This window comes from Polaromonas sp. P1_G1 (assembly GCF_056405595.1).
This window is the reverse complement of sequence record NZ_JBFUBU010000017.1, coordinates 61,447-87,129: the sequence shown is the minus strand read 5'-3', so window position 1 is coordinate 87,129 and position 25,683 is coordinate 61,447. Positions and strand designations below refer to the sequence as shown.

Sequence of the window (25,683 nt, the reverse complement as noted above, 5' to 3'; positions counted from 1 at the left end):
CGGGTTGCGATCAAAAAGGCCTTGCGCGGCGTTGCAAAGCCTTGACGGGGTTCACCCCGCCTGCGTTTTGYGCCTTGCTCAAGGCCTTTTTGACTCGCAACGCATCTTGCAAACATAGTGCTAACAGGCCCTAGTCCATCAACAGGCCGCCATTGAGATCAATGATTTCGCCGGTAATGAAACCCGACAGCGGCGAAGCAAGGAAGCGCACCACATGCGCGAACTCCTCGGGTTCGCAAAAGCGGCCGACCGGGATGTCCTTGAGCAGCTTCTGGCGCTGCTCCTCATTGAGCTGTTCGGTAATCATGGGCGTCTTGACGTAGGCCGGCGCGACGGCGTTGGCCGTGACGCCGAAAGGCGCGAGTTCGCGCGCCAAGGAGAAGGTCAACGAACTCATCGCGCCCTTGGACACCGAGTACGCCGTGCCCGCCGTCAGGCCCCCGGTCTTGGCCGCCAGCGAGCTGGTGTTGATGATGCGGCCGAAGCGCCGCGCCTTCATTGCCGGCACCACCTGCTGCGCGAGGTAAAACGCGCCGTCCAGGTTGGCGCCCAGCACACGCCGCCATTCACCGGCTTCGGTGGCTTCGACCTTGTTATTGGAGAGGATGCCGGCGTTGTTGACCAGGATGTCGACGGGCCCGAAGGCCTTGACGATGAGCGCATGGCCGTCGCTCACGGCGGCCGCATCGCTGATGTCAAACGAGAACGGCAAGGCACGCGAACCCAGCTCATCGGCCAGCGCGCGGTTGCGCTCATGGCTGACGTCGACCATCGCGACCTTGCAGCCGTCTTCGAGCAAGGCCTTGACGACGGCCAGGCCCATGGTGCCGGCCGCGCCCGTGACCAGCGCGACTCTGTCTTGAAGCGGTTTCATCAATTAACCTTCATACATTAAAGAACTTTCTGTACCAGAACACCGCGGAACCGGCTTTGCCGGGCCGCTGGTGTTGCCCCTTGGGGGGTTCCGGCTACACGAAGTGAGCCGAGACAGGGGGTCTCATTGATCCAGGACGCTCTTCTTGCCAAAGAGGCCGCGCGAGCGGAAAGTCACGACCGCAATGAACAACAGGTACATGGACATCAAAGACCACTCGGACGCATAGGAGCCCGTAAGCCCTACCACCATGCCGACCATGAGCCCGGCAATCACCGCGCCCCACAGCGAACCGACGCCGCCCAGCACAATGATCAGGAAAGCCGGCACCACCGCGTCCACGCCCACATGCGGGCGTATGCCCCAGATCGGCGCCATGACCACCCCCGCGATGGCTGCCAGCGCGACGCCCAAGCCGAACACAAAGAGGCGCAGGCGCGACAGGTTGATGCCCAGCGCTCGCACCATTTCACTGTCGTGCGCGCCGGCCTTGATGATGGCGCCGTAGGGTGTCTTCTGCAAAAACACCCAGAGCAGCACAATCATCAGGACGGCAAAGCCGCTGGCGAAGAAGCGGTACTTCGAATAGACCAGGTCCCCCATCAGGAAAGCGCCGGAGATCACCTCAGGCAGCATCAGCTGCTTTTCCGACGAGCCCCAGACCAGGCGTATGCCCTCTTCAATCACCAGGGCCGCGCCGAAGGTCAGCAGCAAGCCGTACAACGGGTCGCGGCCGTAGGTGCGCCGCATGCACAGCTCCAGCAGCATGCCGAAGATGCCGACAAAAATCGGCGCAAAAACAAGCGCCACGCCGTAGCGCGTGCCCAGCGGCAGCGTCATGTACCAGGCCTGCAGATTGGGAAACATGCCCAGCTGCGGCGCGATCAAAAACAGCGCGAAGTACATGCCCAGCGCGAACAACGAGCCGTGCGCGAGGTTGATGGTCTCCATCACCCCCACGATCAGCATGAAGCCCAGCGCGATGAGCGCGAACAGCAGGCCCAGCGAGATGCCGTTGACGAGGTGCGGAATAAGCTGGAGCAGGAAATCCATGTCGGTCTTTGTCAGTCTTTGAGGATCAAGGGCCGGTCAGGCTTCGTAGCTGGGCGTCGCGTCGTAGCTCTCGAGCTTGCAGGCACCCGAGGAATCCTTGTCCATCACGTCCTTGGGATCGGCCTGGGTGAGGATCTTGAAGATATCGTCCTTCTCGGCCGGCTGGTCGTTGTAGCTGGCCATGTAAATCGTCTGCTGGCACTGGTGGGTGACCGGGTCCATCCAGGCGTCGTAGTGCTGCAGGCGGTCGGCGGCGCTCATCTTGCGGCCCTCGAGCTTCTTGATGACGGCGATGTTGTTGGTGGTGCCGGCTTCTTCCACGCAGCGCAGCAGTTCGCGCGTGGCCATGTAGCCGTTGTGATAAACATTGCCCGGCACGCGTATCGCCATGCCCGGGAACTGCTTCTGGTAGGCCGCGACGAACTCCTTCACGCCGGGCAGGCCCAGGCGCCAGTACCAGGTGGTGCCGAAAACACCGAAGATGGCTTCGGGGCCCAGGCCGTAGACGTCGGGCCAGTCCTGCTGGTTGTTGATCCAGGCCATGGTCTGGTTCATCTTGAGCTGCACCACCTGCTGGCGCAGCGCCTTGATGTCGTCGCCGCCCACGGCCGTGGCCACCACATTGGGCTTGAGCTGCTGCAGCTTGAGCAGGTAGGACGAGAAGTCGCGGGTGTTCTGCGGCACCAGCAACTCTTCCACGATCTTGCCGCCGTTGGCCTCCACGATGGCGCGCGTTGCCTTGGAGGTGGTGTGGCCCCACACATAGTCGTTGGTCAGCAGCACCCAGTTCTTGCCGCTGGCCTTGATGGCGTTCTTGACGATCGCATTGGAAAAATTGGTGCCATTGCCGTCCCAGACGAACTTGGTGCGGTGGCAGTCCTTGCCGGCCTCGGTCGGGCTGCTGGAGTTGGTGTTGAGGAACACCGTGCCGTACTTCTGCGCGACCTGCGAGATGGCGTTGGACACGCCCGAGTGCACCGCGCCTATCAGGAAGGCCGCCTCGTTGCGCGTGATCATGCGCTCGGCCACGCGCGAGCCGGTGGCCGGCGTGGTTTCGGTGTCGATGTGGATGGCCTCGATGCGCCGGCCCAGCACGCCGCCCTTGTCGTTGAACTCCTTGATCGCCATCATGGCGCCCAGCCGCTCCTCGGCGCCCGAGGCCGCGTACAGGCCCGAGGCGTCCATGGTCAGGCCAATGGTCAGCGGCTTCTTCTGGCCGGTCTGCGCCCAGGCGTGGTTATGTTTCCACGGGCCCATAAAAGGTGCCGCGCCGTACAGGCCCGCGCCCACCAGCGCCAGGCTGGAGTGCTTGAGCAGCGTGCGGCGCGAGGTGGCCTTGGCGTCGAGCTGGGATTCAGGTGTTGCGTCGTTGTTCTTGATGTCGCTCATGGTTTTGTCTCCTGCGTGTGAATGGGTCAAACGGGTTGGCTTAACGGGGAACGATCTTGACGTCGTTGAGTTTTTCTTGCGCTTCGAAAAGGGAGGCGATCAGCTTGTCGCCGAAACCGGCGTTGCTGGCCTGGATCAGGCTCTGGTGCGTGGCCTCGCCCATAAAGCTGGTGACGGGCAGCATCTCGGCCAGGTGGGTGTAGTAACGCAGGTCTTTCTGCGCATTGGCGATGCCGAACTTGAAGCCGGTGACGTCGCCTTCTTTCAGCGTCTTGGTCGCCATCATCTGGAAGATGCCGCAGTTCACGCCGCCGGCCGAGATCACGTCGTAGAGGCGATTCAGGTCCAGCCCGCTTTTGGCCGCGACCGCGAAGGCTTCGGCGATCGAGGCCGCAAAACTCATGGCCATCATGTTGTTGACCAGCTTGAGCACATGGCCGTGGCCTGGCGGGCCGACGTGGAAGATGTTTTCGCAGAAGGCCTTGAGCACCGGCTCCAGCGTCTTGAAGTCTTCAGGCTCGGCGCCCACCATGGTGTTGAGCCGGCCTTCCTCGGCCTCCTTGGGCGTGCGCGCCAGCGGCGCATCGACCAGCTTGATGCCCTTGGCCGCGAGGTCCTTGCGGATGCGGGTGCTGGAGGCCGGCTCTGCCGTGGAGGTGTCGACCACGATCAGGCCTTTGCGGCCGCCGTCCAGCAGGCCGTCCTTGCCGTAGACGATGTCCTCGACCTGGGGCGAGCCCGTGACGCAGATGAACACAGTGTCCGATGCCTGCGCGCATTCGGCGTTGGTTTTGGCTTCCTTCGCACCGGCGGCGATGAGGTCGGCCAGGTTGTCGCGGTTGCGGTTGACCTTGAATGTCAGGCCGAAGCCTTTGGCCAGCAGGTTCTTGGCCATGCCGTGGCCCATCATGCCGATGCCGATAAATCCGATTTTGGGTGTCATGTTGTCTCCGTCTTGTTTCTTGTTTTCAGTTCACGGCTTCAGCCGCACCGGCTGAAGCGCCGCTTCGTTTGCCCGCCCGCGCCTGGTCCCACAGCACGATCAGCCGCGCATAACGCTCGGCAATGTCTTTCACGACCGCCGCGTTGTCCATGGCACCCGAGAACCAGCCGTTTGCGGCATCGGCAAAAATCGAACGCCCCACCGCGAAGCCGCGGCAGATCGCGTGCGGCGCCGCGATGCGAAAGCTCTGGGCTAGTTTTTCCTCGCTGGCTTCCAGGCCCAGCACCAGCACGCCGCGGCAATGGGCGTCATGCTGGTGGATCACCGTGGCGATCTTTTCCCAGGCGGCCGCGCTGGCGGCGGGCGGCAGCTTCCACCAGTCGGGGAAGATGCCGGCCTGGTAAATCTGCTCCAGCGCCAGCGGCACGGTGTCGTCGTCGGAGGGCATGTCCTTGGGCGGAATGACCTCGATGAGGAATTCGTGAAAGCTGTCGACGCTGGCGCGCTGCAGGTCGGCCAGTTTCGCCAGCTGGCTTTCGCGCAGGGCTGGCGTGTCGTGCGGGTGGTAGTACACCAGGCACTTGGCGACGTGCTCGCCGGGCCAGGTGCGCATGGCGGCGCCCAGGCCGGCGCCGGCTTCGAACTGCAGCGGGCGCGAGCCCGGCAGCTCGACCGGCCGCGCCACCCACCAGCCCTTGCCGGTGACCGAAGGAAGCACGTCTTCGCCGAAACGCCCGTCGACGATCACGCCCACACCGACGCGCTGGCCGGCACCGCGGCGGGCGCCTTCGGCGATCAGGGATTTAAAGACCGGGATGCGTTCCTTGCCCGCGCCGTGGCGCGCGGCAATCTCTTCGAGCTGCATGCGGTGGTCGAAGGCCAGGATGACCAGCTCTTCCCAGCGGCGCGTGCGGGTGCTGGCGCGGTGCAGGTGTTCGAGTTTCGCGTCTTCGCGCAAGCGGCGAGTGGCCGAGCCGCGCTCCAGGAAAAACTGCAGCTCTTCCCAGCTCGCCATGGCCGGCGCGCAGCCGTGGCGTGACACGACCAGGGCACCGCAGGCATTGGCATAAGCGCAGCAGCGCGCGAGCGGCTCACCCGGAATCCAGCCGCGCAGAAAACCCGACATGAAGGCGTCGCCCGCGCCCAGCACGTTGTAGACGTCGACCGGAAAACCCGGGCCTTGCAGGCCTTGCTCAAGCGAATCCGGAATCGCACCGTCGAACACCACGCAGCCCATGGGCCCGCGCTTGACGACCAGCGTGCCGGTGGTCAATTCACGCAGGCGGCGCAGGGCGGCCAGCGTGTCGGTGCTGCCGCCGGCGATGTGGATCTCTTCCTCGGTGCCCACCACCAGGTCGCACTGGCTGATGACGGTTTGCAGGTGCGCGCTGACCTCGCCCGAGGGCACAAAGCGCTGCTCACCCATGCCGGGGCTGGTCAGGCCCCAGAGCACGGGGCGGTAGTCGATGTCCAGCACCACGCGTGTGCCCGCGGCCTTGGCCAGCGCCATCGCCCGGGTGCAGCTTTCATAGGTGAGCGGCTGCGACAGGTGCGTGCCCGAAATCAGCAAGGCCTTGGACGAGGCGATGAAGGCCGCGTCGAAATCGTCCGGGCTGATCGCCATGTCGGCGCAGTTGTCGCGGTAAAACACCAGCGGGAAGGTGTCCCGGTCCTGGATGCCCAGGAAGACCAGCGCGGTCAGGCGCTTGGGGTCGGTGGCGACGTGGCTCACGTCCACGCCCTCAGCCGCCAGGGTTTCGCGCACAAAGCGGCCGTTGTGCTCGTCGCCCACGCGGGTCAGCATGGCCGGCTTGAGGCCCAGGCGCGCCACGCCCACCGCCGTGTTGGCCGGCGAGCCGCCTAGGTATTTGCTGAAGCTCTGCATGTCTTCCAGCCGGCCGCCGATTTGTTCGCCATACAGGTCGACGGCGGCGCGGCCCATGCAGATCAAATCCAGCGGACGGTTCATGCGGCCCCCTTGCGCGCGGCCTTGGCTGCTACCGGCTTGGCCTTGGTTTTCGCGGCGCCCTGCTCGGCCAGCTGGTGGCCGGTGCTCACCACCAGTGCCTGCGCCAGGCACAGCGGCGCAACCAGCGAGCGGAAAGGCTTGGACGAATCGTCGGCCAGCTCCAGGCAAACCTTGGCGTGCGCCTTGAGCGGCGAGATGGGGCCGTCGGTGATGGCGATCACCGAGGCGCCCAGCCTGGCGGCGATGGCGGCAGCCTCGATGACCTCGGGCGAGTAGTTGCGAAAGCTCGCGGCGATCAGCACGTCGCCGGGCGCGATGGAGCGCAGGCTTTCGCGCAGCATGCCGCCGGTTCCGTCGAGCAGGTGGGTGCGCAGTTCAAGCTGGCTCAGTGCATAAGCGAGGTAACCCGCCACCGGAAAAGCGCGGCGCTGGGCCAGCACATGGATGCGCGGCGCCGAGGCCATGAGTTTCACGGCCGCTTTGAGGTCGGCCTGGGCGATGGTTTCTTCGAGGTGGCCGAGCKCGGCCACCGATTCGCCCACCAGCTGGTGCAGCACACCGGCCGGCGCGCGCTCGCCGTTGAGCTGCTTGCGGCGCAGCTGGTCTATGCGTTCGCGGTAGCTGTCGGAACGCTCCAGCAGGTGGCCGCGGAACACCTGCTGCATTTCGGAAAAGCCGCCGTAGCCCAGCGCGTTGGCGAAGCGGATCATGGCCGAAGGCTGCACCTCGGTGGCCTCGGCCACCGTTGCCACCGTGCCCAGCGCCAGGTCGTTGGGCTGCTCGAGCGCGAAGCGCGCGATGCGCTGCAGCTGCTTGGACATGTCCGGGTAAGTCCGGCCAATCAGCGCCTTGAGTTCTTCGTAAGTCGTTGCAGAGTCCATATGTCGTTGCCGCCTCGGGGAATTGCGATGGACGGGCCGGGCCTGCGTCGCATCAAATTAGAATAAATGTTCTTGCTTGTTTAAATAATAGAACGTATATTCTGTTCTGTCCAGCCCTTCTTCAGCTTTTCTTTTCCAGCGCCTTTTATTCCTGTACCCATTCACCCAGAACAAACGAAGAGACAAGGTCCCCATGCAACTCGCTTCCGGCCGCGCGCCGCTGATTCCCCTGCCGATGCTCGCCACCCTGCTGGTGTTGCTGTCCACACCGCTGTGGGTGGGCCGCGTCGGGCTGTACCAATACCTGGCCCTGGAAATCATGATCTGGGTGCTGTTCGCGCTGGGCTACAACCTGCTGCTGGGCTTCACCGGCCTGCCCTCCTTCGGGCACGGCGCCTTCTTCGGCACGGGCGCCTACGCCTTCGGCCTGCTGCAGCTCAAGGTCTGGCCCAACCTGTGGTTCGACCTGGCCGGCGCGGTGCTGGTCACGGCGGCGCTGGGCGCGCTGGTGGCGCTGTTCATCTCGCACCGGCGCGGCATTTATTACGCGCTGCTCACCATCGCCTTCGGCCAGGTGTTCTGGTTCATCGCCAACAAATGGCATACCGTCACGGGCGGTGAAGACGGTCTGCTCAACATCAAGCGCCTGCCGGCCGATTTCGGTTTTGTGTCTTTCAACCTGTCGGGCAACAACGCCCTCTTTTTCTTTTGCCTGGCGCTGTTCGCGCTGGTGCTGCTGGGGCTGTGGCGGCTGATCCATTCGCCGCTGGGCCGCATCTTCAGCGCCATCAAGCAGAACGAAATGCGCGCGGCCTTTGTGGGCTACAACGTGTGGCTGTATAAGTGGCTGGCCTTCACGCTGTCCACTGCCGTCGCGGGCCTGGCCGGCGCGCTGTTCGCCATGGCGCAGCAGTCGGCCTACCCCAATGTCATGAGCCTGCACAACTCGGGTTTTGTCGTGATGATGGTGCTGATAGGCGGCGGCCTCGTGAGCTTCTGGGGCCCCGTCATAGGCGCGACCTTTTTTATCCTGGCGCGCGACCTGCTGGGCGCCTACACCGAGACCTGGCTGCTCTGGTACGGGCTGATCTTCATGGCCATGGTCTTGTTCAAGCCTGAAGGCGTCGCTGGCGCATGGCAGGCCTGGAAGGCCAGGCCGCGGCGCAACGCGCCGCCCAAGCCGGTCCCCGCGGGAGGTGCGCTGTGAAACTCTTCGAGGCCAGCGGCCTTTCCAAGCGCTTTGGCGCCCAGGTGGTGTTGCAAGACATCACCCTCAGCTTCGAGGAAGGCCAGCTCAACGGCATCATGGGCCCCAACGGCGCGGGCAAGACCACCTGCTTTAACGTGCTGACGGGCCGCTACAAGCCCGACCGCGGCCGCGTGACCTTCGCCGGTGAGGACATCACCGGCCTGTCGCCGCGCGAGATCGCGCGCAAGGGCGTGTCGCGCTCCTTCCAGATCATGAATCTGTTCGACAGCTACACCGCGCTCGACAACGTGCTGGTGGCCACGCCGCATGTGCGCAAGCAGGGCTTCAACCCCTGGCGCGACCTGGGTGCCGACAACACGGCGCAGCAGCTGGCCGCCGCCATCCTCGAGCGCGTGGGCCTCAAGGGCAAGGAGCGCACGCTGGCCAGCAGCCTGTCTTACGGCGAGCGCCGCGCGCTGGAGATCGGCGTCGCGCTGGCGGCCGAGCCGCGCATGCTCTTCCTCGACGAGCCCACCGCCGGGCTGGGCGCCGAAGGCACGGCGCGCCTGATGGAGCTGGTGAAAGAACTCAAGCGCCAGCTCACCATCGTGATCATCGAACACGACATGAACTTTCTCTTCAAGCTCGCCGACCAGATCTCCGTCATCCACTGGGGCCAGGTCATCAGCCAGGGCACGCCCGACCAGTTGCGGCAAAACGAGTGGGTGCGCCGCTCCAACCTGGGGGCGCTGGCATGAGCGCGGTGCTGAAATCGGCGACCCAGACCGTGTCACATCCAGCGGACATGCTGGCCGTGGAACGCATAGACACCTTCTACGGCGAGACGCAGGTGCTGTTCGACGTGTCGCTCAAAGTCGGCGCCGGTGAGGTGGTGGCGCTACTGGGCCCCAACGGCGCGGGCAAGACCACGCTGCTGCGCTCCGTGCTGGGCCTGACGCCGCCGCGCAAGGGAAGCATTGCCTTCGATGCGCGCGACATCACGCGCATGCCCACACACGAGATCGCCAAGGCCGGCATGGGCTGGGTGCCCGACGACCGCCGCATCTTTCCGACGCTGACGGTGGCGCGCAACCTCGCGATTGCGCGCAAGGCCACGCGCTTCCGCTCCTGGCACGAGAAAGAATGTTTTGAAATCTTCAGCGCGCTCGAGTACCTGATGCACCGCGAGTGCGAAAACCTCTCGGGCGGCGAGATGCAGATGGTGGCGATCTCGCGCGCGCTGCTGGGCTCGCCCGGCCTGGTGCTCTTCGACGAGCCCAGCCAGGGCCTGGCGCCCAAGGTGGTGCAGGACGTGATGAAAACCATCAGCCGGCTCAAGGCCGAAGGCATCGCGGTGCTGGTGGTCGAGCAGAACGTGCAAAGCGCGCTGCAGGTGGCCGACCGCGCCTATGTGATGAACCAGGGCGTGATCGTCCACGAGGGCCCCGCGGCCGACCTGCGCAACGATGCCGCCCTGTGCCGGCAGCTTTTGGGAGTCTGACCCGCATGAGCCATCCACTCCATCCACTGTTACGCGTCGAGAACGTCGCCAAGCAATACCAGCGCGGGGTCTTCCGCAAGACCACGACCTTTTCATTGAACGCCGATTTCGAGGTGCACAAGCCCTGCGTGGTCGGTGTCATGGGCCCCAACGGATCCGGCAAGACCACGCTGTTCGAGCTGATCACCGGCAGCAACCTGCCGAGCGCGGGCCGCGTGCTGGTCAACGGCCAGGACATCCACCAGGTGCGCACGCGCGAGCGCGACCGGCTGGCGATCCACTACCACCAGTCCTACCAGGTGCGGTCCTTCCAGAAAACCAAGCCCGACTTCATGCTGGCGCATGCCCAAAGCGATTCGCCGCTGGTGCACCTGTTCGACGAACCGCAGTTCAACACGCAGGACGGCTACATCGGCTTCATGCTGGACTTCTTCGCCAAGCTCAAGGCCAACGGCCGGCTGGTGTTTTTGTGCCTGCACCCCAACGAGCCTTATCACGTCGACATCCTGCGGCAGTGCTGCGAGCGTTTCATCTTTGTGCAGAAGGGCGCGGTCAGCGAAGCGCCGGATTTCGACACGCTGGCGCAGGATGAGAAAGTGCGGGCCTACCTGGGGGCGCTGGCGCCGGCTGCGACTTAAATCAGGCTGTGTTTCCTGGCCCGGTAGGCCAGCTTCGCGCGCGTGGTGTTGAGCCGCCGCGCCGCCGCCGAGAGGTTGCCCTGGCAGGCGGAAATCGCGCGTTCCAGCATGTCGCGCTCGGTTTGCTCCAGCGACTGCGGCGAAGCGGCGGCGCCCGCCGGCACGGGATTCGCGCAGGCCTGCGCTCCCTCGAAATTCAAGGTGCCTGAACTGCCCTGCAGCCGCAAGGTCATGACCTCGGTGCTCAGGGTCTCGCCGCCGGTGAACAGGTGGTGCACGTCGATCAAGCCGTCGGCATCGGCCATGATCACCGCGCGCTCGATCAGGTTTTGCAGTTCGCGGATGTTGCCGGGAAAACCGTAGTTCAGCAGCGTGCGCACCGAGGCCTGCGTGAAGCCGCCGGTATTGCAGCCGTGCTTGCGCCGGTAGTGGTTCAGGAAATGGTTCATCAGCAGGGGAATGTCGTCGCGCCGCTCGCGCAGCGGCGGCAGGTGGATGGGGAACACATTGAGCCGGAAGAACAGGTCTTCGCGGAACCGGCCCTCGCGCACGGCCTGGCGCAAGTCCTCATTGGTGGCGGCCACCACACGCACGTCGACCGCGATGCCGCGCGTGCCGCCCACGCGCTCGACCTCGCCCTCCTGCAGGGCGCGCAGCAGCTTGCCTTGCGCCACAAAACTCAGCATGCCGATTTCGTCCAGGAACAGGGTGCCGCCGCTGGCCCGCTCAAAGCGGCCTGGCCGCGAATGGCTGGCCCCCGTGTAGGCGCCGCGCTCCACGCCGAACAACTCGGACTCGATCAGGGTTTCCGGGATGGCCGCGCAGTTCACAGCAATGAAAGGCTGGTCTTTGCGCGGGCTGATCCTGTGCAGCATGCTGGCGAACTTTTCTTTGCCCACGCCCGACTCGCCGGTGAACAACACGGTGGCGGTGGTGCGTGCCACCCGGCTCAGCTGGTGGCAGGCCGCGTTGAAGGCCGATGAAGCCCCCACCATCGCGTCGCCGGCCGGCACTTCGCTGGTCGCCAGGTCGGCCGGCCCCGCTTCGCTGCGCGCGTAGGCAGCGGTGTCGACAAACTCCCGGGCGTTCAGGTAGCGCATGTCCTCTTCGATGTTGTCCCACTTGTCGGCCGACTTGCCGACCACCCGGCATTGCGCCTGGCCCATGGACCGGCACATGGTTTCCCGGAAAACGATGAGGCGGCCGAACAAAGTGCTGACGTAGCCCGTGGCATAACCCACCTGCATCCAGCAGGCCGGGGAACCGCCTATGCCGTAGGCGGCGATGTGTTCGTCATCTTCACTGGAGTTGTGCCAGATGAATTCGCCCTCGTAGCCACTGGTGTCCGGGTCGTAGGTCACGCTGACCAGCTCGACCTTCACCACGCCCTCGAGCGCATGCAGGCGTGTGCCGGCCATGGCGGCCGCCGGCGGGTCGGCGTCGGGCCAGTGCTTGCGCACCAGCTGGGCATCGCGGGCGCCGCTGACGTAACCGGCGCGGGTGAACAGGCCGCGGGCTTTTTCGATGCCCAGGCTGTCGATCATTTCGCGGCGCATGGACCCCAGCGCCTCGGTGTGCAGCAGCACCATGCGCTGGTCCTGCAGCCAGATGCGCCCGTCACCCGGCGAGAAGAACAGGCATTCGCTGATGTCGGCGATCGTCGGGTGCGTGTCGCCGCCTATGTGCGTGCTGGCAAACCCGCCCAAAGCCTTGGCCACCGAGGCGCTGTCGAAGCTGCCTAGCGCGACCCCGGTGGCGCGCGCCACTTCGGCCAGGGAAATGCGATCGGATACGCGCATGGCCTTGCTCCTCGATTTGATTGATTTGATTTGATCAATTGGTGAAATTTGATTCAACTTTATAACTATTAGATGAAGAAAACATGGGTGGTTTCCATGTGCTGCACCGCAGCAAACACACCTAGGGTATGTCCCGGTTTTCCCAGTGAAAAAGCCTTGGGTGCAGCGCAGCAAGCGGGCCCTGGCGCGCGGCGCTGGTACATGCATTGCGATACAGGAGCACGACGCGCCGATGTGGCGAGCTGATCAAACAACCGTAAGGACAAAAGCAAATGGGTGTATCCGACGCGATGGCATTTCTGGATTTTTCCGCGCTGGCGCAAGCGCCGCTGGGCGGCGGGAAGCGCGACGTGGTCGAGCCGGCGACCGGCAAGGTGATGTGCACGGTGGGCATCGCCAACGCGGCGGATGTGGCCGCGGCCACGCGGGCGGCGGCCAACGCGCAAAAGCCCTGGGCCGCCCTGCCACCGCGCGAGAGGGCCGATATCTTTCGCCGTGCCGGCGCGCTGTTCCAGCAGCACTTCGACGAACTCGCGCTGTATGCCACACGGGAGACCGGCGGCATATTGCCCAAGGGGCAGCATGAGATTCGCGAAGCCATCACCATCTGCCACCTGGCCGCAGCGATGCCGCTGCAGCCCCAGGGCCATGTGCTGCCCAGCGTGCCGGGGCGCACCAGCATCGCCCGCCGTGTGCCGCACGGCGTGGTGGGTGTCATCTCGCCCTTCAACTTTCCGTTGATCCTGACGCTGCGCGCGGTGGCGCCGGCGTTGGCCGCGGGCAATGCCGTGGTCATCAAGCCCGACACCCGCACGCCGGTGACCGGCGGCCTGATGATCGCGCGCATCTTTGCGGAGGCCGGCCTGCCCAGGGATTTGCTGCATGTGTTGCCCGGCGACGCCGAGGCCGGCGAAGCTTTGGTCACCGACCCGCGGGTGCCCATGATCGCTTTCACCGGCTCGCCCGCGGTGGGCCGGCGCATCGGCGAACTGGCGGGCAAGCACTTGAAGAAGGTCTCGCTGGAACTGGGCGGCGCGAACTCGCTGATCATCCTGGACGACGCCGACCTGGACATCGCCGCGAGCAACGCCGCCTGGGCCGCCTACCTGCACCAGGGCCAGATCTGCATGGCCGCCAACCGCATCCTGGTGCACCAGAGCATCGCGGCGCCGCTGCTGCAGCGCCTGGTCGCCAAGGCCACGCACCTGCCGGTCGGCGACGGCGCCACCGGCCAGGTCGCGCTCGGGCCGCTGATCGATGCGCGCCAGCGCGATCGCGTGCATGCCATCGTGCAGGACAGCATCAAGGCCGGCGCGAAGCTGGAAGCCGGCGGAAGCTACGACGGCCTGTTCTACAAGCCGACGGTGCTGTCGGGCGTCAAGCCCGGCATGCGCGTGTTCGACGAAGAGACCTTCGGCCCGGTGGCCAACATCGTCACCTTCGGCAGCGACGAGGAAGCGGTCGCGCTGGCCAACAACAACAGCGGCAGCCTGGCTTGCGCCGTGATCTCGCGCTCGGTGGGCCGCGCCATGGCGGTGGGGCAACAGCTCAAGGCCGGCATGGTCCACATCAACGACCAGACCGTCAACGACGACTGCGTCAATCCCTTCGGCGGCCCCGGCATCGCGGGCAATGGCACCAGTGTGGGCGGCCCGTCCGACTGGGAGGAATACACGCAGTGGCAGTGGATGACCGTCAAGGACACCGCGCCCATGTTCCCGTTCTGAACGGAACGCTGCGATTTTCAACTGCTTCAACTGCTTTGACTCACCATTTCAAGGAGACCTTCATGAATCCGCACACCCGGGAGGCTTTATGAGCCTGCAAGGCAAAACCATTGTCATCACCGGCACCTCGTCCGGCATAGGCGCCGAGGTGGCCAGGCTGGCGCGCTTTCAGGGCGCCACGGTCATCGGCATGGACCGCAACGATCCCAGCTTGACGCTGGACGGCTTCATCAAGGCCGACCTCGGCACCGCCGCGGCCATCGATGCCGCCGTGGCCCAGTTGCCGGCGAAGGTTGACGCCTTGTGCAACATCGCCGGCGTACCCGGCACGGCCGACGGAGAGCTGGTGGCCCGCGTGAACTACCTGGGCCTGCGGCACCTGACGGAAAAGGTGCTGGCGCGCATGCCGCGCGGCGGCAGCATCGTCAACGTGGCGTCCATATTGGGCGCCGAATGGCCGCAGCGGCTGGCCCTGCACAAGGAGCTGGCGGCCGCCAAGGGCTTTGACGCCGGCGCCGCATGGCTGCGCGGCCATCCGGTGCCGCAGGCCACCTGCTACCAGTACTTCAAGGAAGCCCTGATCGTCTGGAACGCCACGCAGTCGCAGRAGTGGTTCMTGGRCAAAGGCGTGCGCATGAACTGCGTGGCRCCCGGYCCGGTGTTCACGCCCATCYTGGGCGACTTCGTGGCCATGCTGGGCCAGGAGCGTGTCCAGGCCGATGCCCACCGCATGCTGCGCCCCGGCTTTGCCGACGAGATCGCGCCCGTCATCGCCTGGCTGTGCGGCGACGCCGCGCGCTGGGTCAGCGGCGCCAACATTCCGGTCGACGGTGGCCTGGCCTCCACCTATATCTGACTACCTCTAGCCACGGCACGCCAAGGATGCGAGGGCATCCATTCCCACCCACGACAAACACGACACATAACGAGGAGACAAAAATCATGACCAAACTATTCACCCCCTTCAGGCTCAGCACGCTGGCGCTGAGCTGCCTGGCCTGCATGCTGCCGGCCCATGCCTTCGAGCTGGAGTCCAGCGACCCCGACACCAAGATCCGGCTGGACTTCACGCCCAAGTACAGCCTGGCCTGGCGGATGAAAGACCCGTCCGCGCTGCTCACCTCGCCGGCCGCCCGCGGCGACGGCGGCGTGACCAACGAGAACGACGGCGACCTCAACTTCAAGAAAGGCCTGATCTCCAATCGCGCCGACCTGCTGACCGAGTTCGACTACAGCCGCAGCAACTGGGGCCTCCGCATCAGCCACTCCGCCTGGTACGACTCGCAATACCTGCGCGCCAACGCCAACGACGGCACGGCCGGCGTCAGCAACTTCGCCGGCCAGCCCGCCAACCAGTTCGTCCCGGCAACGCGGGACCAGCACGGCCGCGGCGACGAATTCCTCGACGCCTTTGTCTGGGGCAAGGGATCCCTCGGCAGCATGCCGGCCTCGATACGCGTCGGTAAACACGCGCTGCAGTACGGCGAGAGCGTGTTCTTCGGCCAGAACGGCATCGCCAACGCGCAGGGCCCGGTGGACATCGCAAAAATCGTCTCGGTGCCGAACTGGCAGTTCAAGGAAGTGCTGCTGCCGGTGGAGCAGATTTCCGGCACGCTGCAGGTGGCCGAGGGCGTGACGCTGGGCGGCTACTACCAGCTCAAGTGGCGGCCCAGCAAGATCCCCGGGGTCGGCAGCTATTTCTCCAACCAGGACTACATAGGCGGCGGCCGCGTCTACCTCGGCGGGCCGGTGCTGCCCACCGACACCAGCCGCGACCAGAAACCGGGCGATAGCGGCCAGTTCGGCGCGCAGTTGCGCTGGGCGCCGGCCGGCAGCAACTACGAGTTCGGCCTGTACGCGGCGCGCTACAACGACAAGACACCGGCCGTCCCGGTGTTCGACCTGATCAACGGCAATGTGCACAACGTCTATGCCAAGGGGATCAAGACCGTGGGCGCCAGCGTCACCTCGTCGATAGGGCAGCTCAACTGGGCGCTCGAAGGCTCGTTGCGCAGCAACGCGCCGCTGGCCAGCGACCCGGCCGTGCTGGGCGGCGCGCCCTTCATGCCGCCGGCCAACTGCGACGGCTCGTCTTCCAACCCCTGCTACGCCACCGGCAGGACGGCACACGTGAATCTGTCGGGCATCTACGTGCTCAACAAGTCCGGCTTGTGGGACGGCGGCGCCCTGGTGGCGGAACTGGCCTGGAACCGTTTGCTGAGCGTCAGCAAAAACCCCAGCGCCGTCGGCTTCGGCGGGCTGGACCCCAACGCCACGCGTGACGCCGCGGCCTTCCGCATGATCTTCGAGCCGCAGTACTTCCAGGTGCTGCCGGGCCTGGACCTGTCCATCCCATTAGGCCTGGGCTACAACTTCGGCGGCCGCTCCTCGGCCGTCATCAACTTCGCCGGCGGCGCCAGCAACGCGGGCGACGTGAGCATAGGCATCAAGGGCAAATACCAGAACGTCTGGAACTTCGCCCTGAACTACACCGCCTTCTTCGGCAAGGAAAACACCCTGACCGTCACGGACCCCAGCACCCCCACCCGCATGCTGTCCTATGGGCAGAGCCTGAAAGACCGCAACTACGTTTCCTTCACCGCTTCCCGCACTTTCTGAAAAACATTACCGAGACAACCATCATGATGCACACCGCAAAACATTCATGGCTCGTGGCCGCCCTGCTGGCCGGCGCCATGTCCGCCCAGGCCGCCGTCACCGCCGAAGAGGCCGCCAAACTCAAATCCTCGCTGACGCCCATGGGCGCCGAGAAAGCCGGCAACAAGGACGGCAGCATCCCGCCCTGGGAAGGCGGCCTGGCCAAGGCCGCGCCTGGCTACAAGAACGGCGACGCGCGGCCCGACCTGTACCCCAACGAAAAACCCATCCTGTCGATCAACGCGAAGAACATGGCGCAGCACGCCGACAAGCTGACCGACGGCGTGCAGGCGCTGATGAAGAAGTACCCCGACTTCCGCATCGATGTCTATCCCACGCACCGCACCGCGGCGGCGCCGCAGTCGGTGTACGACAACACCTTCAAGAACGCCACGCGGGCCAAGACCATCGAAGGCGGCTATGGCATGGAAGGCGCTTTCGGCGGCACGCCGTTTCCGATTCCCAAGGACGGCTATGAAGCCATGTGGAACCAGCGCACGGCCTGGCGCGGCGGCAACTTCGCCATGCCGATGCGCGTGTGGGTGGTGACCTCCGACGGCAAACGCACCATGGCCTCCGGCGGCACGCAGACCATACGCCAGGCCTTCTACGACAAGGACGGCAGCGCCGAGAAGTTCGACGGCTACTACCAGTACGGCAAGCTGGTGGTCAACGCGCCGGGCTCCAAGGCGGGCGAGGCCATCCTGGCGCTGGACGGCGTCTCGGAAGCCGCGCCGCGCGGGCTGTGGCAATACCTGGTGGGCCAGCGCCGCGTGCGCAAAGCGCCTTCCGTGGCCTACGACACGCCCGACTCGGTGACCTCCGGCATTGGCCTGTTCGACGAAGCCTTCACGCTGTTCGGCCCCATCGACAAGCACGAGCTCAAGCTGGTCGGCAAGAAGGAGATCTACATTCCCTACAACAACAACCGCGCGGCCTCCGCCAAGATCGAAGACCTGGTGACGCCCAACACGCTGAACCCCGCGCAGGTGCGCTGGGARCTGCACCGCGTGTGGGAAGTCGAGGCCACMCTGGCGGCCGGCAAGCGGCACGTGGTGCCCAAGCGCAAGTACTACATCGACGAGGACTCCTGGCAGATCGCGCTGTTCGACGGCTGGGATGCCAAGGGCCAGCTCTGGCGCACCAACTACGCGCTGATGCTGACGGCGCCCGACATTCCGGCGGTCACCAACATCGTGCTGTGGGGTGGCTATGACATGCAGACCGGCGCCTATTACCTGAACATGGCCTCCAACGAACTGCCCAAGCAGTACGAAGTGCAGCCGCCGATTCCGCGCTCCTTCTTCAGCGCCGAGTCCCTCGCCAGCGAAGGCGCGCGCTGATGGCTGGAGTCACCCGACGGCAAGCCGTCCTGGCGGGGCTGGGCGGGATTGCCGCGCTGCCCGCCTGGGCAGCCAATGTGCCGGCGGTGCTGTCGCAAGCCGCGCTGCTCACACCCAAGGCCTTGGGCGCAGCCACGCTGGCCGTGGCACGGGCCGGCGACCGGCTGGTGGCGGTCGGCGAGCGCGGCACGGTGCTGCTGTCGGACGACCATGGCGCAAGCTGGCGCCAAGCGCAGGTGCCGGTGCAAGCCACCTTGACGGCCGTGTATTTTGCCGACGCGCGTAAGGGCTGGGCCGCCGGCCACCTGGGCGTGATCCTGCACAGCGTGGATGGCGGTGCCACCTGGCACAAACAGCTCGACGGCGTGCAGGCGGCCGAACTCGTGAAGCAAGCCGCGGAGCGTTCAGGCGATGCCGGTGCCATGGCGCAGGCGCAGCGCCTGGTGGAGGAAGGCGCGGACAAACCATTTTTTGACCTGGAATTCATCGACGCCCAGCGCGGCTTTGCCGTCGGCGCCTACAACCTGATGTTCGCCACCACGGACGGCGGCAAGAGCTGGACGGCCCTGGGACCGCGGCTGCCGAACGCCAAGAACCTGCACCTGTACGGCGTGCGCGCGCGCGGCCGCACGCTGGTGATCGCCGGCGAGCAAGGCCTGCTGCTGCGCTCCACCGACGGCGGCGCCAGTTTCAGCGCGCCGGCATCGCCCTACAAGGGCAGTTTTTTCGGCCTGCTGCAAACACGCGGCGGCGCGCTGGTGGCCTACGGCCTGCGCGGCTCGGCGTATCGCTCCACCGATGAAGGCCTGCACTGGGACAAGCTGGACACCGGCCTGCCCATGGCGATCGGGGCCGGCATGGCTTTGCCGGACGGCGGCTTTGTACTGGTGAGCCAGGCCGGCGACGCCCTGGTGGGCGGCGCGGACGGGCCCGCCCTGCGGCGCATCCCGGCGCGTGAAGCGGTTCCGGTTTCCGGCGCCGCCCTGGCGGCCGACGGCAGCCTGGTGCTGGCGAGCCTGCGCGGCATGCGGCGTGTGGAACTGCCCGCCAGCTAAAAGAAAAAAAGAAGAGAACCACCCGGAGACCAGCGCCGCGCACGCGGCAAGACTTTATGCACGCCGATTCATCCTCCTCCACCCAACCCGTTGTCGCGCGGCTTGAAGATTTCGACACGCGCTCGGGCACGCTGCTTGAGCGCGCTTTTTTCAACCACCGGCCCTGGGTCATGGCCGTCTGCGTGCTGCTCACCCTGCTGCTGGGCTGGCAGGCCACCAAGTTGCGGCTGAACGCGAGTTTTGAAAAAACCATTCCGACGGGCCATCCCTACATCGTCAACTACCTGGCGCACAAGAGCGACCTGGGCGGCCAGGCCAATGCGCTGCGGCTGGTGGTGCAGGCCCGGCAGGGCACGATCTTCGACAAGGCCTACCTCGACGCACTGCAGAAGATCAATGACGAGATCTTCCTGCTGCCCGGCGTGGACCGCCCTTTCATGAAGTCGCTGTGGACCTCCAACACCCGCTGGGTGGCCGTGACCGAGGAAGGCCTGGACGGCGGGCCGGTGATCCCCGACGCCTACGACGGTTCGCCCGCCAGCCTGGCCGGCTTGCGCGCCAACGTCGAGCGTTCGGGCGAGATCGGCCAGCTGGTCGCGGGCGACTTCAAGTCCAGCATCGTGTTCGTGCCGCTGCTGGACCGCAACCCCGAGACCGGGCAGGCGCTGGACTACGGCGAGCTGTCCCGGCAGATCGAAGTCCTGCGCGCCAAATACGGCAGCGACACGCTGCAGGTCCGCGTGACGGGTTTCGCCAAGGTGGCGGGCGACCTGATCGAAGGGCTGCACCAGGTGCTGCTGTTTTTCCTGCTGGCCCTGGCCATCACCACGGTGGTGCTGTTCGGCTACACGCGCTGCAAGCGCAGCACCGCGCTGGTGGTGGCCTGCTCGCTGGTGGCGGTGGTCTGGCAGTTCGGCCTGCTGGCGCTGCTGGGCTACGAGCTSGACCCSTATTCGGTGCTSGTGCCYTTCCTSGTGTTTGCCATCGGCATGAGCCACGGYGCGCAGAAGATGAACGGCATCATGCARGACATMGGGCGCGGCACGCACCGTGTCGTGGCCGCGCGCTACACCTTCCGGCGCCTCTTTGTGGCGGGCCTGACCGCGCTGCTCTGCGATGCCGTGGGCTTCGCGGTGCTGGTCATCATCCAGATCAAGGTCATCCAGGACCTGGCCCTGATCGCCAGCATAGGCGTGGCGGTGCTGATCTTCACCAACCTCGTGCTGCTGCCCATCCTGCTGTCCTATGTGGGTGTGGCGCCCGCAGCGGCGGCGCGCAGCCTGCGCCAGGAAACCTCGCAAGGGACGCAACGTTCATGGCTGTGGGCCTTGCTGGACCATTTCACGCAGAAGCGCTGGGCCACGGCGGCGGTGGTGGTTGCGGCCCTGATGGCCGCGGGTGGCTATGCCGCCAGCCTGCATTTAAAAATCGGCGACCTGGATCCCGGCGCCTCCGAGTTGCGGCCCGGCTCGCGCTACAACCAGGACAACGCCTACCAGATCGCCCACTACGCGGCCAGCGCCGACATCCTGACCGTGATGGTGACCACACCCGCGGATAAGTGCACGGCCTATGGCACGCTGGCCAAGGTGGACGCCCTGGCCTGGCAGCTGGAGCAGCTGCCCGGGGTGGAATCCACCAACTCCATGGCCGCGCTGTCCAAGCTGGCCATGGTGGGCTACAACGAGGGCAACTTCAAGTGGTTTGAACTGCTGCCCAACGAAGGCGCCCTGGGCGGCGTGCAGACGCGCGCGCCGCGCGAACTCTTCAACCAAAGCTGCTCATTCCTCGCGCTCTACGTCTACCTGAAAGACCACAAAGCAGAAACCCTGGCCCGCGTGGTGGCCGACGTGGAGCGCTTCGCGGCCTTCAACAACACGCCCGAGGTCAGCTTCAAGCTGGCGGCCGGCAGCGCCGGCATAGACGCGGCCACCAACATCGTGGTGGGCAAGGCCATGCGCGAGATGCTGCTGTGGGTGTATGCGGCGGTGGTGATCCTGTGCTGGATCACTTTCCGTTCCTGGCGCGCGGTGGTGGTGGCGGTGCTGCCGTTGGTGCTGACCTCAGTCCTGTGCGAGGCGCTGATGGTGGGGCTTGGCATGGGGGTGAAGGTCGCCACGTTGCCGGTGATCGCGCTGGGCGTGGGCATAGGCGTGGACTACGCGCTGTATGTGCTCAGCATCACGCTGGCCCGCATGCGCGAAGGCGCCAGCCTGTCCGAGGCCTACCACCACGCGCTGCAATTCACCGGCCGCGTCGTGCTGCTCACCGGCATCACGCTGGCCCTGGCCGTCGGTACCTGGGCTTTTTCGCCGATCAAGTTCCAGGCCGACATGGGCATCCTGCTGGCCTTCATGTTTGTGTGGAACATGGTGGGGGCGCTGGTCCTGCTGCCTGCGCTCGGGTATTTCCTGCTGCGGCCGGCCGTGGCCCTGCCCACGCCGGTCGATGCACGAGTGCCGGTATGAGCCGGCGTAGCGACATGCTGGCGCGCCGCACGCGCAGCTTTTTCTCCGCGGCGATGCTGCTATGCGCAGCCGCGGCAGGCCACGCCGCGCCCGAGGCCCTGGTCATCGGCCAGTCGCTGCCGCTCACCGGCGCGGGCTTTCCGGTCGCCAACCGTGTGCTGGCCGGCGCCCGCGCGCATGTGGAGCGCGTCAACGCATCGGGCGGAATTGCCGGGCGACCCATCGAGCTGGTGACGCTGGATGACGGCGGCGACCCCAGGCGTGTGGCGGCCAACCTGCGCACCCTGGTGAGCCGGCACAAGGCGGTGCTGATCGCCAATTGCCTGGGCGAGCGGGCTTGCCTTGAGGCCGCCCAGGCCACGCGCGAACTTCGCGTGCCGCTGGTCGGGCCGATGTCGGGCGCTTCGACTTTGCGTTCTCCCGATGTCCGCCATGTTTTCAGCCTGCGGCCGGATGATGCGCGGGAGGCCGATGCGCTGGCACGCCAGTTGGCGTCTATAGGCGTCACCCGGGTGGCGGTACTCGCTGACGATTCCGAGCCGGCGCGCACCGGGGCGCTGATGGCTGCCTTGCAGCGCGACGGCCGCCAGGTCACGCGTATCACCACCGACGCACGCCTGCCGTCCATCGAAGCCGCATTCCGCGACGTGGCCAAGGCCGCGCCACAGGCACTGGTCCTCAACCTGGGCAACGAGGTGCTGGATGCGCTGGGCCGGCTTCCGGCCTCGGCCTACGACAGCGTGCCGTCCACCGTCGCCACCTTGTCGACGGCCGGGCTCACGCAGCTGACACGGCTGTTTCGCAATCGGCTGGTGGGCTACACCAGCGTGGTGCCGAATCCCGAGGTGGCACGCCTGCCCATCGTGCGTGAACTTGAGCGCGATGCCGACGATTTCATCGGCCCCGAGGCGATGACCTTCGAGGGCCTGGAGTCCTACCTCAACTTGCGTGTCTGCACCGAAGCCTTGCGCCGTGCCGGCCCGCGCGCCGACGGCCAGCGCCTCGGCGAGGCGATTGAAAGCCTTGGCGCACTGGACCTGGGCGGCTTCAGGCTCTCGTTCGGCCGGGAGCGGCACCACGCATCGGACCATGTCGAGATCGGCATGCGAGCGCGCGACGGCAAATTAATTAGATGACCACATGACCCACCCACGAGGAGACTCTCGAATGAATGCTGTTGTGAAGCCGGTGCTGGAGACGGCCGATATGGACCCTGGCCTGGCCGGCTTTCTCGCCCAGGCCGCCGCGCAGGGCAACCCGCCCCTGGAAAGCCTGCCCCCCGCCATCGCGCGGCAGGTTTACCGCGAACTTGCCGACACACTGGGCCTGCCGGCCCCGGCCATCGGGAAGGTGAAAGACATCTGCTTCCCCGGACCGGGCGGCCCGCTGTGCCTGCGCGCATACAGCCCCGACGCCCCAGGTCCCTGGCCCGTGCTGCTCTACGCACATGGCGGCGGTTTTGTCATAGGCGACCTGGAGACCCATGACAAGGTCTGCCGCACGCTGTGCCACCACAGCGGCATGCTGGTCGTGGCGGTGGACTACCGGCTGGCGCCCGAACATCCCTTCCCCGCCGCGCCGGACGACGTCGAGGCTGCCTTGCGCTGGGTGCTCACGAACCCCGCCGCGCTGGGCGGCGACGCCGGCCGCATCGCGGTGGCCGGGGACAGCGCCGGCGCGCAACTCGCGCTGGTGGCATCGCGCCGCGTCAACGCAAAGGCCGTCCGTGCCCTGGGCCTGATCTACCCGGTGGCGCAGCACCCCAGCCAGCCCAGCGCTTCCTACCCGGAGAACGAAGGCAAATTTCTCACCATGGACGTGATGCAGTGGTTTATGGCCAGCTACCTCGGCAAGCAGCCCGGTGCGGACAGACACCCTGACTTTGCCTTGCTGGACTCAGGCGGCCTGGCCAGCCTTCCCGCCACCTGGGTCGCCACCATGGGCCACGACCCGCTGCGCGACGAAGGCCACGCCCTCGCACTACGCGTGGCCTCGGCCGGCGTGGAAGTGGCGCACCGGCATTACCCGGAGGCAATTCATGCCTGTATCCATTTCACGGCGGTGTCGCCCGTTGGCCTGCGGGTCATGACGGACCTGGCGCAGTGGTTGCGCGCGCGGGTGTAAAGGCTTGCGGCTTAATCCCGCAGACCAGATGCGGCACGCCGGCGCGCAAAGGCCACATACCAGTCCAGGCAAGCGGGGTTGGCCATCGCGTCGCGGTTCACCACTTTCTCGAGCGGCTGGCCGAGCAGCAGCTTCTTGATCGGCAACTCCTGCTTCTTGCCGGATAGCGTGCGCGGGATTTCCGGTACGGCAAAGATCTCGTTGGGTACAAAGCGAGGCGACAGCGCGGTCTTGACGGCCTGGTTGAGCTTGGCTTTCATCGGATCGTCCAGTGCCTGGCCGGGCCGCAGCACGACGAAGAGCGGCATATAACTTTCACGGCCCAGGTATTCGAGGTCGACCACCATGGAGTCCAGCACTTCGGGCAGCGCCTCGATGGCGCTGTAGAGCTCGCTGGTGCCCATGCGCAGGCCGTGGCGGTTGATGGTGGCGTCGCTGCGGCCGTAGATGATGCAGCTGCCCGAGCGCGTGACCTTGAGCCAGTCGCCGTGCCGCCAGACACTGGGGTAGGTGTCGAAGTAGCTCGCGAGGTAGCGCTGGTTGTCTTTGTCGCCGACGAAGTAGAGCGGCATCGAAGGCAGGGGCTGCGTGCAGACCAGTTCGCCGACCTCATCGACAACGGATTCTCCCTTGTCGTTCCAGGCCTCGACGGCGCAGCCCAGGATACGGCATTGCATTTCGCCGGGAACCACGGGCAGCTCGCGGTTGCCGCCTATGAAAGCGCCGGCGAAGTCGGTGCCGCCTGAGATGTTGCACCACCAGATGTCGGGGTTTCCAATCTTTGCGAATTGCGCAGTGCCCCAGCGCTGTGTGTCTTCGCTCAGCGGAGAGCCGGTGGTGCCCAGGGTGCGCAGGCGGCTCAGGTCTCCGCATTGCGCAATGTCTATTCCGGCCTTCATGCAGCTGGCAAAGAAGGCCGCGCCCGCGCCGAAGAAGGTCGCGCGGGTGTTCGCGACAAAGCGCCACAAGGTGGTCCAGTCAGGCTTGTCCTTGTTGGTGCCGGCCGGGTTGCCGTCGTAGATGCAGCAGGTCGTGCCGTTGAGCAGGCTGGCGGCCTGCACGTTCCACATGATCCAGCCGGTGGAGCTGTACCAGTGAAAGCGCTCGGGATTGGCGGGGTCGGCATGGCTGGGCGCCAGGTCGTTGTGCAGGCGCAGCAGCGCCAGCCCCACCAAGGCCACGCCGCCATGGCCGTGGACGATGGGTTTGGGCAGGCCGGTGGTGCCGCTCGAATAGACGATCCACAGCGGATGGTCGAAGGGCAACCAGAGCGGCTCGAAGGCCTTGGTCTGGGCATCGTCGCGCGCGACGGCCTGCGCGAATTTCGCGTGACCTGCCGGCACACCGGAGGCCGGAAGGATCTCGTGGATGAGCACATGCGAGACGCTGGGCAGGGCCGCGACCAGTTCGGCCACCGCCTCATCGCGCGCCATGTCGCGCCCGCCGTAGTGCACGCCGTTGCAGGCGATCAGCACCTTGGGTGCGATCTGGCGAAAGCGGTCCAGCACGGCGGGCGTGCCCATGTCGGGCGCGCAGACGCTCCAGACGGCGCCCAGGCTGACCGTCGCGAGAAAGGCGACCATGGTTTCAGGCGTGTTGGGCAGGTAGGCGGCCACGCGGTCGCCGGGCTGCACGCCCTGGGCCTTCAAGTGCAGAGCCAGCGAGGCCGCCTGGCGGTGCATCTCGGCCCAGCCGAGTTCGCGCGCCGCCTCGCCCTTCGCCAGGCTGGCTTCGCCATGGCTCAGGATGGCGGGCACGCCCGCCGCTTCGGCCGCGGCCGCATGGCGGAACACCTGCTGCGCGTAATTGCCCTGCGCGCCGGGAAACCATTCCGCCCCCGGCATGCTGCGCTGGCCCAGCACGGCCGTGTGCGGCGTGGGCGACTGGACCTCGAAATAGTCCCAGATGCTTTGCCAGAAGGCGTCGAGGTCGCTGACCGACCAGCGCCACAAGGCATCGTAGTTGTCGAAGGACAGGCCGCGTGTGGCCTGCAGCCAGTTCTGGTAGTGGCGTATCTGGAACATGGGCGCAACCATAAACCAAGTCGGGCGGGCAGGCCGTCGCTTATATTC

Annotated in this window: 20 protein-coding genes; 12 read left to right on the top strand and 8 right to left on the bottom strand. The window is 66.0% G+C overall.

What is annotated here, in order from left to right:
- Positions 1–130: 130 nt before the first annotated feature.
- The 6 genes from AC1D1Y_RS10895 to AC1D1Y_RS10870 all read right to left on the bottom strand — a co-directional run bounded on the left by AC1D1Y_RS10895 (position 131) and on the right by AC1D1Y_RS10870 (position 7,109).
- Positions 131–874, bottom strand: a complete 744-nt coding sequence (locus tag AC1D1Y_RS10895; protein WP_477682359.1) for an SDR family NAD(P)-dependent oxidoreductase — start codon at positions 872–874, stop codon at positions 131–133.
- A gap of 123 nt (positions 875–997) precedes the next feature.
- Positions 998–1,927 carry a branched-chain amino acid ABC transporter permease gene (locus tag AC1D1Y_RS10890; RefSeq protein ID WP_477682358.1) on the bottom strand — a complete coding sequence of 310 codons (930 nt, stop codon included), beginning with the start codon at positions 1,925–1,927 and terminating at the stop codon, positions 998–1,000.
- A 36-nt stretch (positions 1,928–1,963) separates the two neighbouring features.
- Complete coding sequence (locus tag AC1D1Y_RS10885; protein WP_477682357.1) at positions 1,964–3,316, bottom strand: ABC transporter substrate-binding protein; 1,353 nt, start codon at positions 3,314–3,316, stop codon at positions 1,964–1,966.
- 40 nt (positions 3,317–3,356) lie between these two features.
- Positions 3,357–4,259 (bottom strand): NAD(P)-dependent oxidoreductase, encoded by a 903-nt coding sequence (locus AC1D1Y_RS10880; protein WP_477682356.1) that lies wholly within the window; start codon positions 4,257–4,259, stop codon positions 3,357–3,359.
- 25 nt (positions 4,260–4,284) lie between these two features.
- Positions 4,285–6,228 (bottom strand): bifunctional 5-dehydro-2-deoxygluconokinase/5-dehydro-2-deoxyphosphogluconate aldolase, encoded by a 1,944-nt coding sequence (locus AC1D1Y_RS10875; RefSeq protein WP_477682355.1) that lies wholly within the window; start codon positions 6,226–6,228, stop codon positions 4,285–4,287.
- The gene (locus tag AC1D1Y_RS10870; protein ID WP_477682354.1) at positions 6,225–7,109 is read right to left on the bottom strand and encodes a MurR/RpiR family transcriptional regulator; all 885 of its coding nucleotides are present in this window, start codon (positions 7,107–7,109) and stop codon (positions 6,225–6,227) included. The genes AC1D1Y_RS10875 and AC1D1Y_RS10870 overlap by 4 nt, the downstream gene beginning before the upstream one ends.
- Before the next feature lie 193 nt (positions 7,110–7,302).
- Here AC1D1Y_RS10870 and AC1D1Y_RS10865 point away from each other — a divergent pair, with 193 nt between their 5' ends.
- The 4 genes from AC1D1Y_RS10865 to AC1D1Y_RS10850 are packed head-to-tail and all read left to right on the top strand — an operon-like array spanning position 7,303 to position 10,437.
- Positions 7,303–8,316 carry a branched-chain amino acid ABC transporter permease gene (locus tag AC1D1Y_RS10865; protein WP_477682353.1) on the top strand — a complete coding sequence of 338 codons (1,014 nt, stop codon included), beginning with the start codon at positions 7,303–7,305 and terminating at the stop codon, positions 8,314–8,316.
- Positions 8,313–9,056 (top strand): ABC transporter ATP-binding protein, encoded by a 744-nt coding sequence (locus AC1D1Y_RS10860; RefSeq protein WP_477682352.1) that lies wholly within the window; start codon positions 8,313–8,315, stop codon positions 9,054–9,056. The genes AC1D1Y_RS10865 and AC1D1Y_RS10860 overlap by 4 nt, the downstream gene beginning before the upstream one ends.
- The gene (locus tag AC1D1Y_RS10855) at positions 9,053–9,799 is read left to right on the top strand and encodes an ABC transporter ATP-binding protein (protein ID WP_477682351.1); all 747 of its coding nucleotides are present in this window, start codon (positions 9,053–9,055) and stop codon (positions 9,797–9,799) included. Before AC1D1Y_RS10860 ends, AC1D1Y_RS10855 begins: the two co-directional genes overlap by 4 nt.
- A 5-nt stretch (positions 9,800–9,804) precedes the next feature.
- A complete protein-coding gene (locus tag AC1D1Y_RS10850; RefSeq protein ID WP_477682350.1) occupies positions 9,805–10,437 on the top strand; it encodes an ATP-binding cassette domain-containing protein in 633 nt (210 codons plus the stop codon).
- Here the strand turns inward: AC1D1Y_RS10850 and AC1D1Y_RS10845 are convergent.
- Positions 10,434–12,236, bottom strand: a complete 1,803-nt coding sequence (locus AC1D1Y_RS10845; RefSeq protein ID WP_477682349.1) for a sigma 54-interacting transcriptional regulator — start codon at positions 12,234–12,236, stop codon at positions 10,434–10,436. The two genes, AC1D1Y_RS10850 and AC1D1Y_RS10845, sit on opposite strands and share 4 nt — an antisense overlap.
- Positions 12,237–12,508: 272 nt before the next feature.
- Here AC1D1Y_RS10845 and AC1D1Y_RS10840 point away from each other — a divergent pair, with 272 nt between their 5' ends.
- From AC1D1Y_RS10840 to AC1D1Y_RS10805, 8 genes are all read left to right on the top strand, one after another.
- Positions 12,509–13,963 (top strand): benzaldehyde dehydrogenase, encoded by a 1,455-nt coding sequence (locus AC1D1Y_RS10840; protein WP_477682348.1) that lies wholly within the window; start codon positions 12,509–12,511, stop codon positions 13,961–13,963.
- 88 nt (positions 13,964–14,051) lie between these two features.
- Positions 14,052–14,819, top strand: coding sequence for a coniferyl-alcohol dehydrogenase (locus AC1D1Y_RS10835; protein WP_477682347.1), 768 nt, complete (start codon positions 14,052–14,054; stop codon positions 14,817–14,819).
- Between the two features lie 86 nt (positions 14,820–14,905).
- A complete protein-coding gene (locus tag AC1D1Y_RS10830) occupies positions 14,906–16,582 on the top strand; it encodes a DUF1302 domain-containing protein (RefSeq protein ID WP_477682346.1) in 1,677 nt (558 codons plus the stop codon).
- 23 nt (positions 16,583–16,605) lie between these two features.
- A complete protein-coding gene (locus AC1D1Y_RS10825) occupies positions 16,606–17,964 on the top strand; it encodes a DUF1329 domain-containing protein (protein WP_477654462.1) in 1,359 nt (452 codons plus the stop codon).
- On the top strand, positions 17,964–19,019 hold the full coding sequence (locus tag AC1D1Y_RS10820) for a WD40/YVTN/BNR-like repeat-containing protein (protein WP_477682345.1): 1,056 nt from the start codon (positions 17,964–17,966) through the stop codon (positions 19,017–19,019). Before AC1D1Y_RS10825 ends, AC1D1Y_RS10820 begins: the two co-directional genes overlap by 1 nt.
- 56 nt (positions 19,020–19,075) lie before the next feature.
- Positions 19,076–21,487 carry an efflux RND transporter permease subunit gene (locus tag AC1D1Y_RS10815; RefSeq protein WP_477682344.1) on the top strand — a complete coding sequence of 804 codons (2,412 nt, stop codon included), beginning with the start codon at positions 19,076–19,078 and terminating at the stop codon, positions 21,485–21,487.
- Complete coding sequence (locus AC1D1Y_RS10810) at positions 21,484–22,623, top strand: ABC transporter substrate-binding protein (protein ID WP_477682343.1); 1,140 nt, start codon at positions 21,484–21,486, stop codon at positions 22,621–22,623. Before AC1D1Y_RS10815 ends, AC1D1Y_RS10810 begins: the two co-directional genes overlap by 4 nt.
- A gap of 31 nt (positions 22,624–22,654) precedes the next feature.
- Positions 22,655–23,611 (top strand): alpha/beta hydrolase, encoded by a 957-nt coding sequence (locus tag AC1D1Y_RS10805; RefSeq protein WP_477682342.1) that lies wholly within the window; start codon positions 22,655–22,657, stop codon positions 23,609–23,611.
- Between the two features lie 11 nt (positions 23,612–23,622).
- Here AC1D1Y_RS10805 and AC1D1Y_RS10800 read toward each other — a convergent pair whose 3' ends face one another.
- Positions 23,623–25,647 carry an acetoacetate--CoA ligase gene (locus tag AC1D1Y_RS10800; RefSeq protein WP_477682341.1) on the bottom strand — a complete coding sequence of 675 codons (2,025 nt, stop codon included), beginning with the start codon at positions 25,645–25,647 and terminating at the stop codon, positions 23,623–23,625.
- Positions 25,648–25,683 lie beyond the last annotated feature (36 nt).

What these genes read in the sequence shown, in the direction of transcription:
- AC1D1Y_RS10890 (WP_477682358.1), bottom strand. Translation starts at nt 1,927, where the DNA reads ATGGATTTCCTGCTCCAGCTTATTCCGCACCTCGTCAACGGCATCTCG.
- AC1D1Y_RS10855 (WP_477682351.1), top strand. Translation starts at nt 9,053, where the DNA reads ATGAGCGCGGTGCTGAAATCGGCGACCCAGACCGTGTCACATCCAGCG.
- AC1D1Y_RS10895 (WP_477682359.1), bottom strand. Translation starts at nt 874, where the DNA reads ATGAAACCGCTTCAAGACAGAGTCGCGCTGGTCACGGGCGCGGCCGGC.
- AC1D1Y_RS10885 (WP_477682357.1), bottom strand. Translation starts at nt 3,316, where the DNA reads ATGAGCGACATCAAGAACAACGACGCAACACCTGAATCCCAGCTCGAC.
- AC1D1Y_RS10880 (WP_477682356.1), bottom strand. Translation starts at nt 4,259, where the DNA reads ATGACACCCAAAATCGGATTTATCGGCATCGGCATGATGGGCCACGGC.
- AC1D1Y_RS10850 (WP_477682350.1), top strand. Translation starts at nt 9,805, where the DNA reads ATGAGCCATCCACTCCATCCACTGTTACGCGTCGAGAACGTCGCCAAG.
- AC1D1Y_RS10805 (WP_477682342.1), top strand. Translation starts at nt 22,655, where the DNA reads ATGAATGCTGTTGTGAAGCCGGTGCTGGAGACGGCCGATATGGACCCT.
- AC1D1Y_RS10820 (WP_477682345.1), top strand. Translation starts at nt 17,964, where the DNA reads ATGGCTGGAGTCACCCGACGGCAAGCCGTCCTGGCGGGGCTGGGCGGG.
- AC1D1Y_RS10845 (WP_477682349.1), bottom strand. Translation starts at nt 12,236, where the DNA reads ATGCGCGTATCCGATCGCATTTCCCTGGCCGAAGTGGCGCGCGCCACC.
- AC1D1Y_RS10875 (WP_477682355.1), bottom strand. Translation starts at nt 6,228, where the DNA reads ATGAACCGTCCGCTGGATTTGATCTGCATGGGCCGCGCCGCCGTCGAC.
- AC1D1Y_RS10830 (WP_477682346.1), top strand. Translation starts at nt 14,906, where the DNA reads ATGACCAAACTATTCACCCCCTTCAGGCTCAGCACGCTGGCGCTGAGC.
- AC1D1Y_RS10840 (WP_477682348.1), top strand. Translation starts at nt 12,509, where the DNA reads ATGGGTGTATCCGACGCGATGGCATTTCTGGATTTTTCCGCGCTGGCG.
- AC1D1Y_RS10800 (WP_477682341.1), bottom strand. Translation starts at nt 25,647, where the DNA reads ATGGTTGCGCCCATGTTCCAGATACGCCACTACCAGAACTGGCTGCAG.
- AC1D1Y_RS10865 (WP_477682353.1), top strand. Translation starts at nt 7,303, where the DNA reads ATGCAACTCGCTTCCGGCCGCGCGCCGCTGATTCCCCTGCCGATGCTC.
- AC1D1Y_RS10810 (WP_477682343.1), top strand. Translation starts at nt 21,484, where the DNA reads ATGAGCCGGCGTAGCGACATGCTGGCGCGCCGCACGCGCAGCTTTTTC.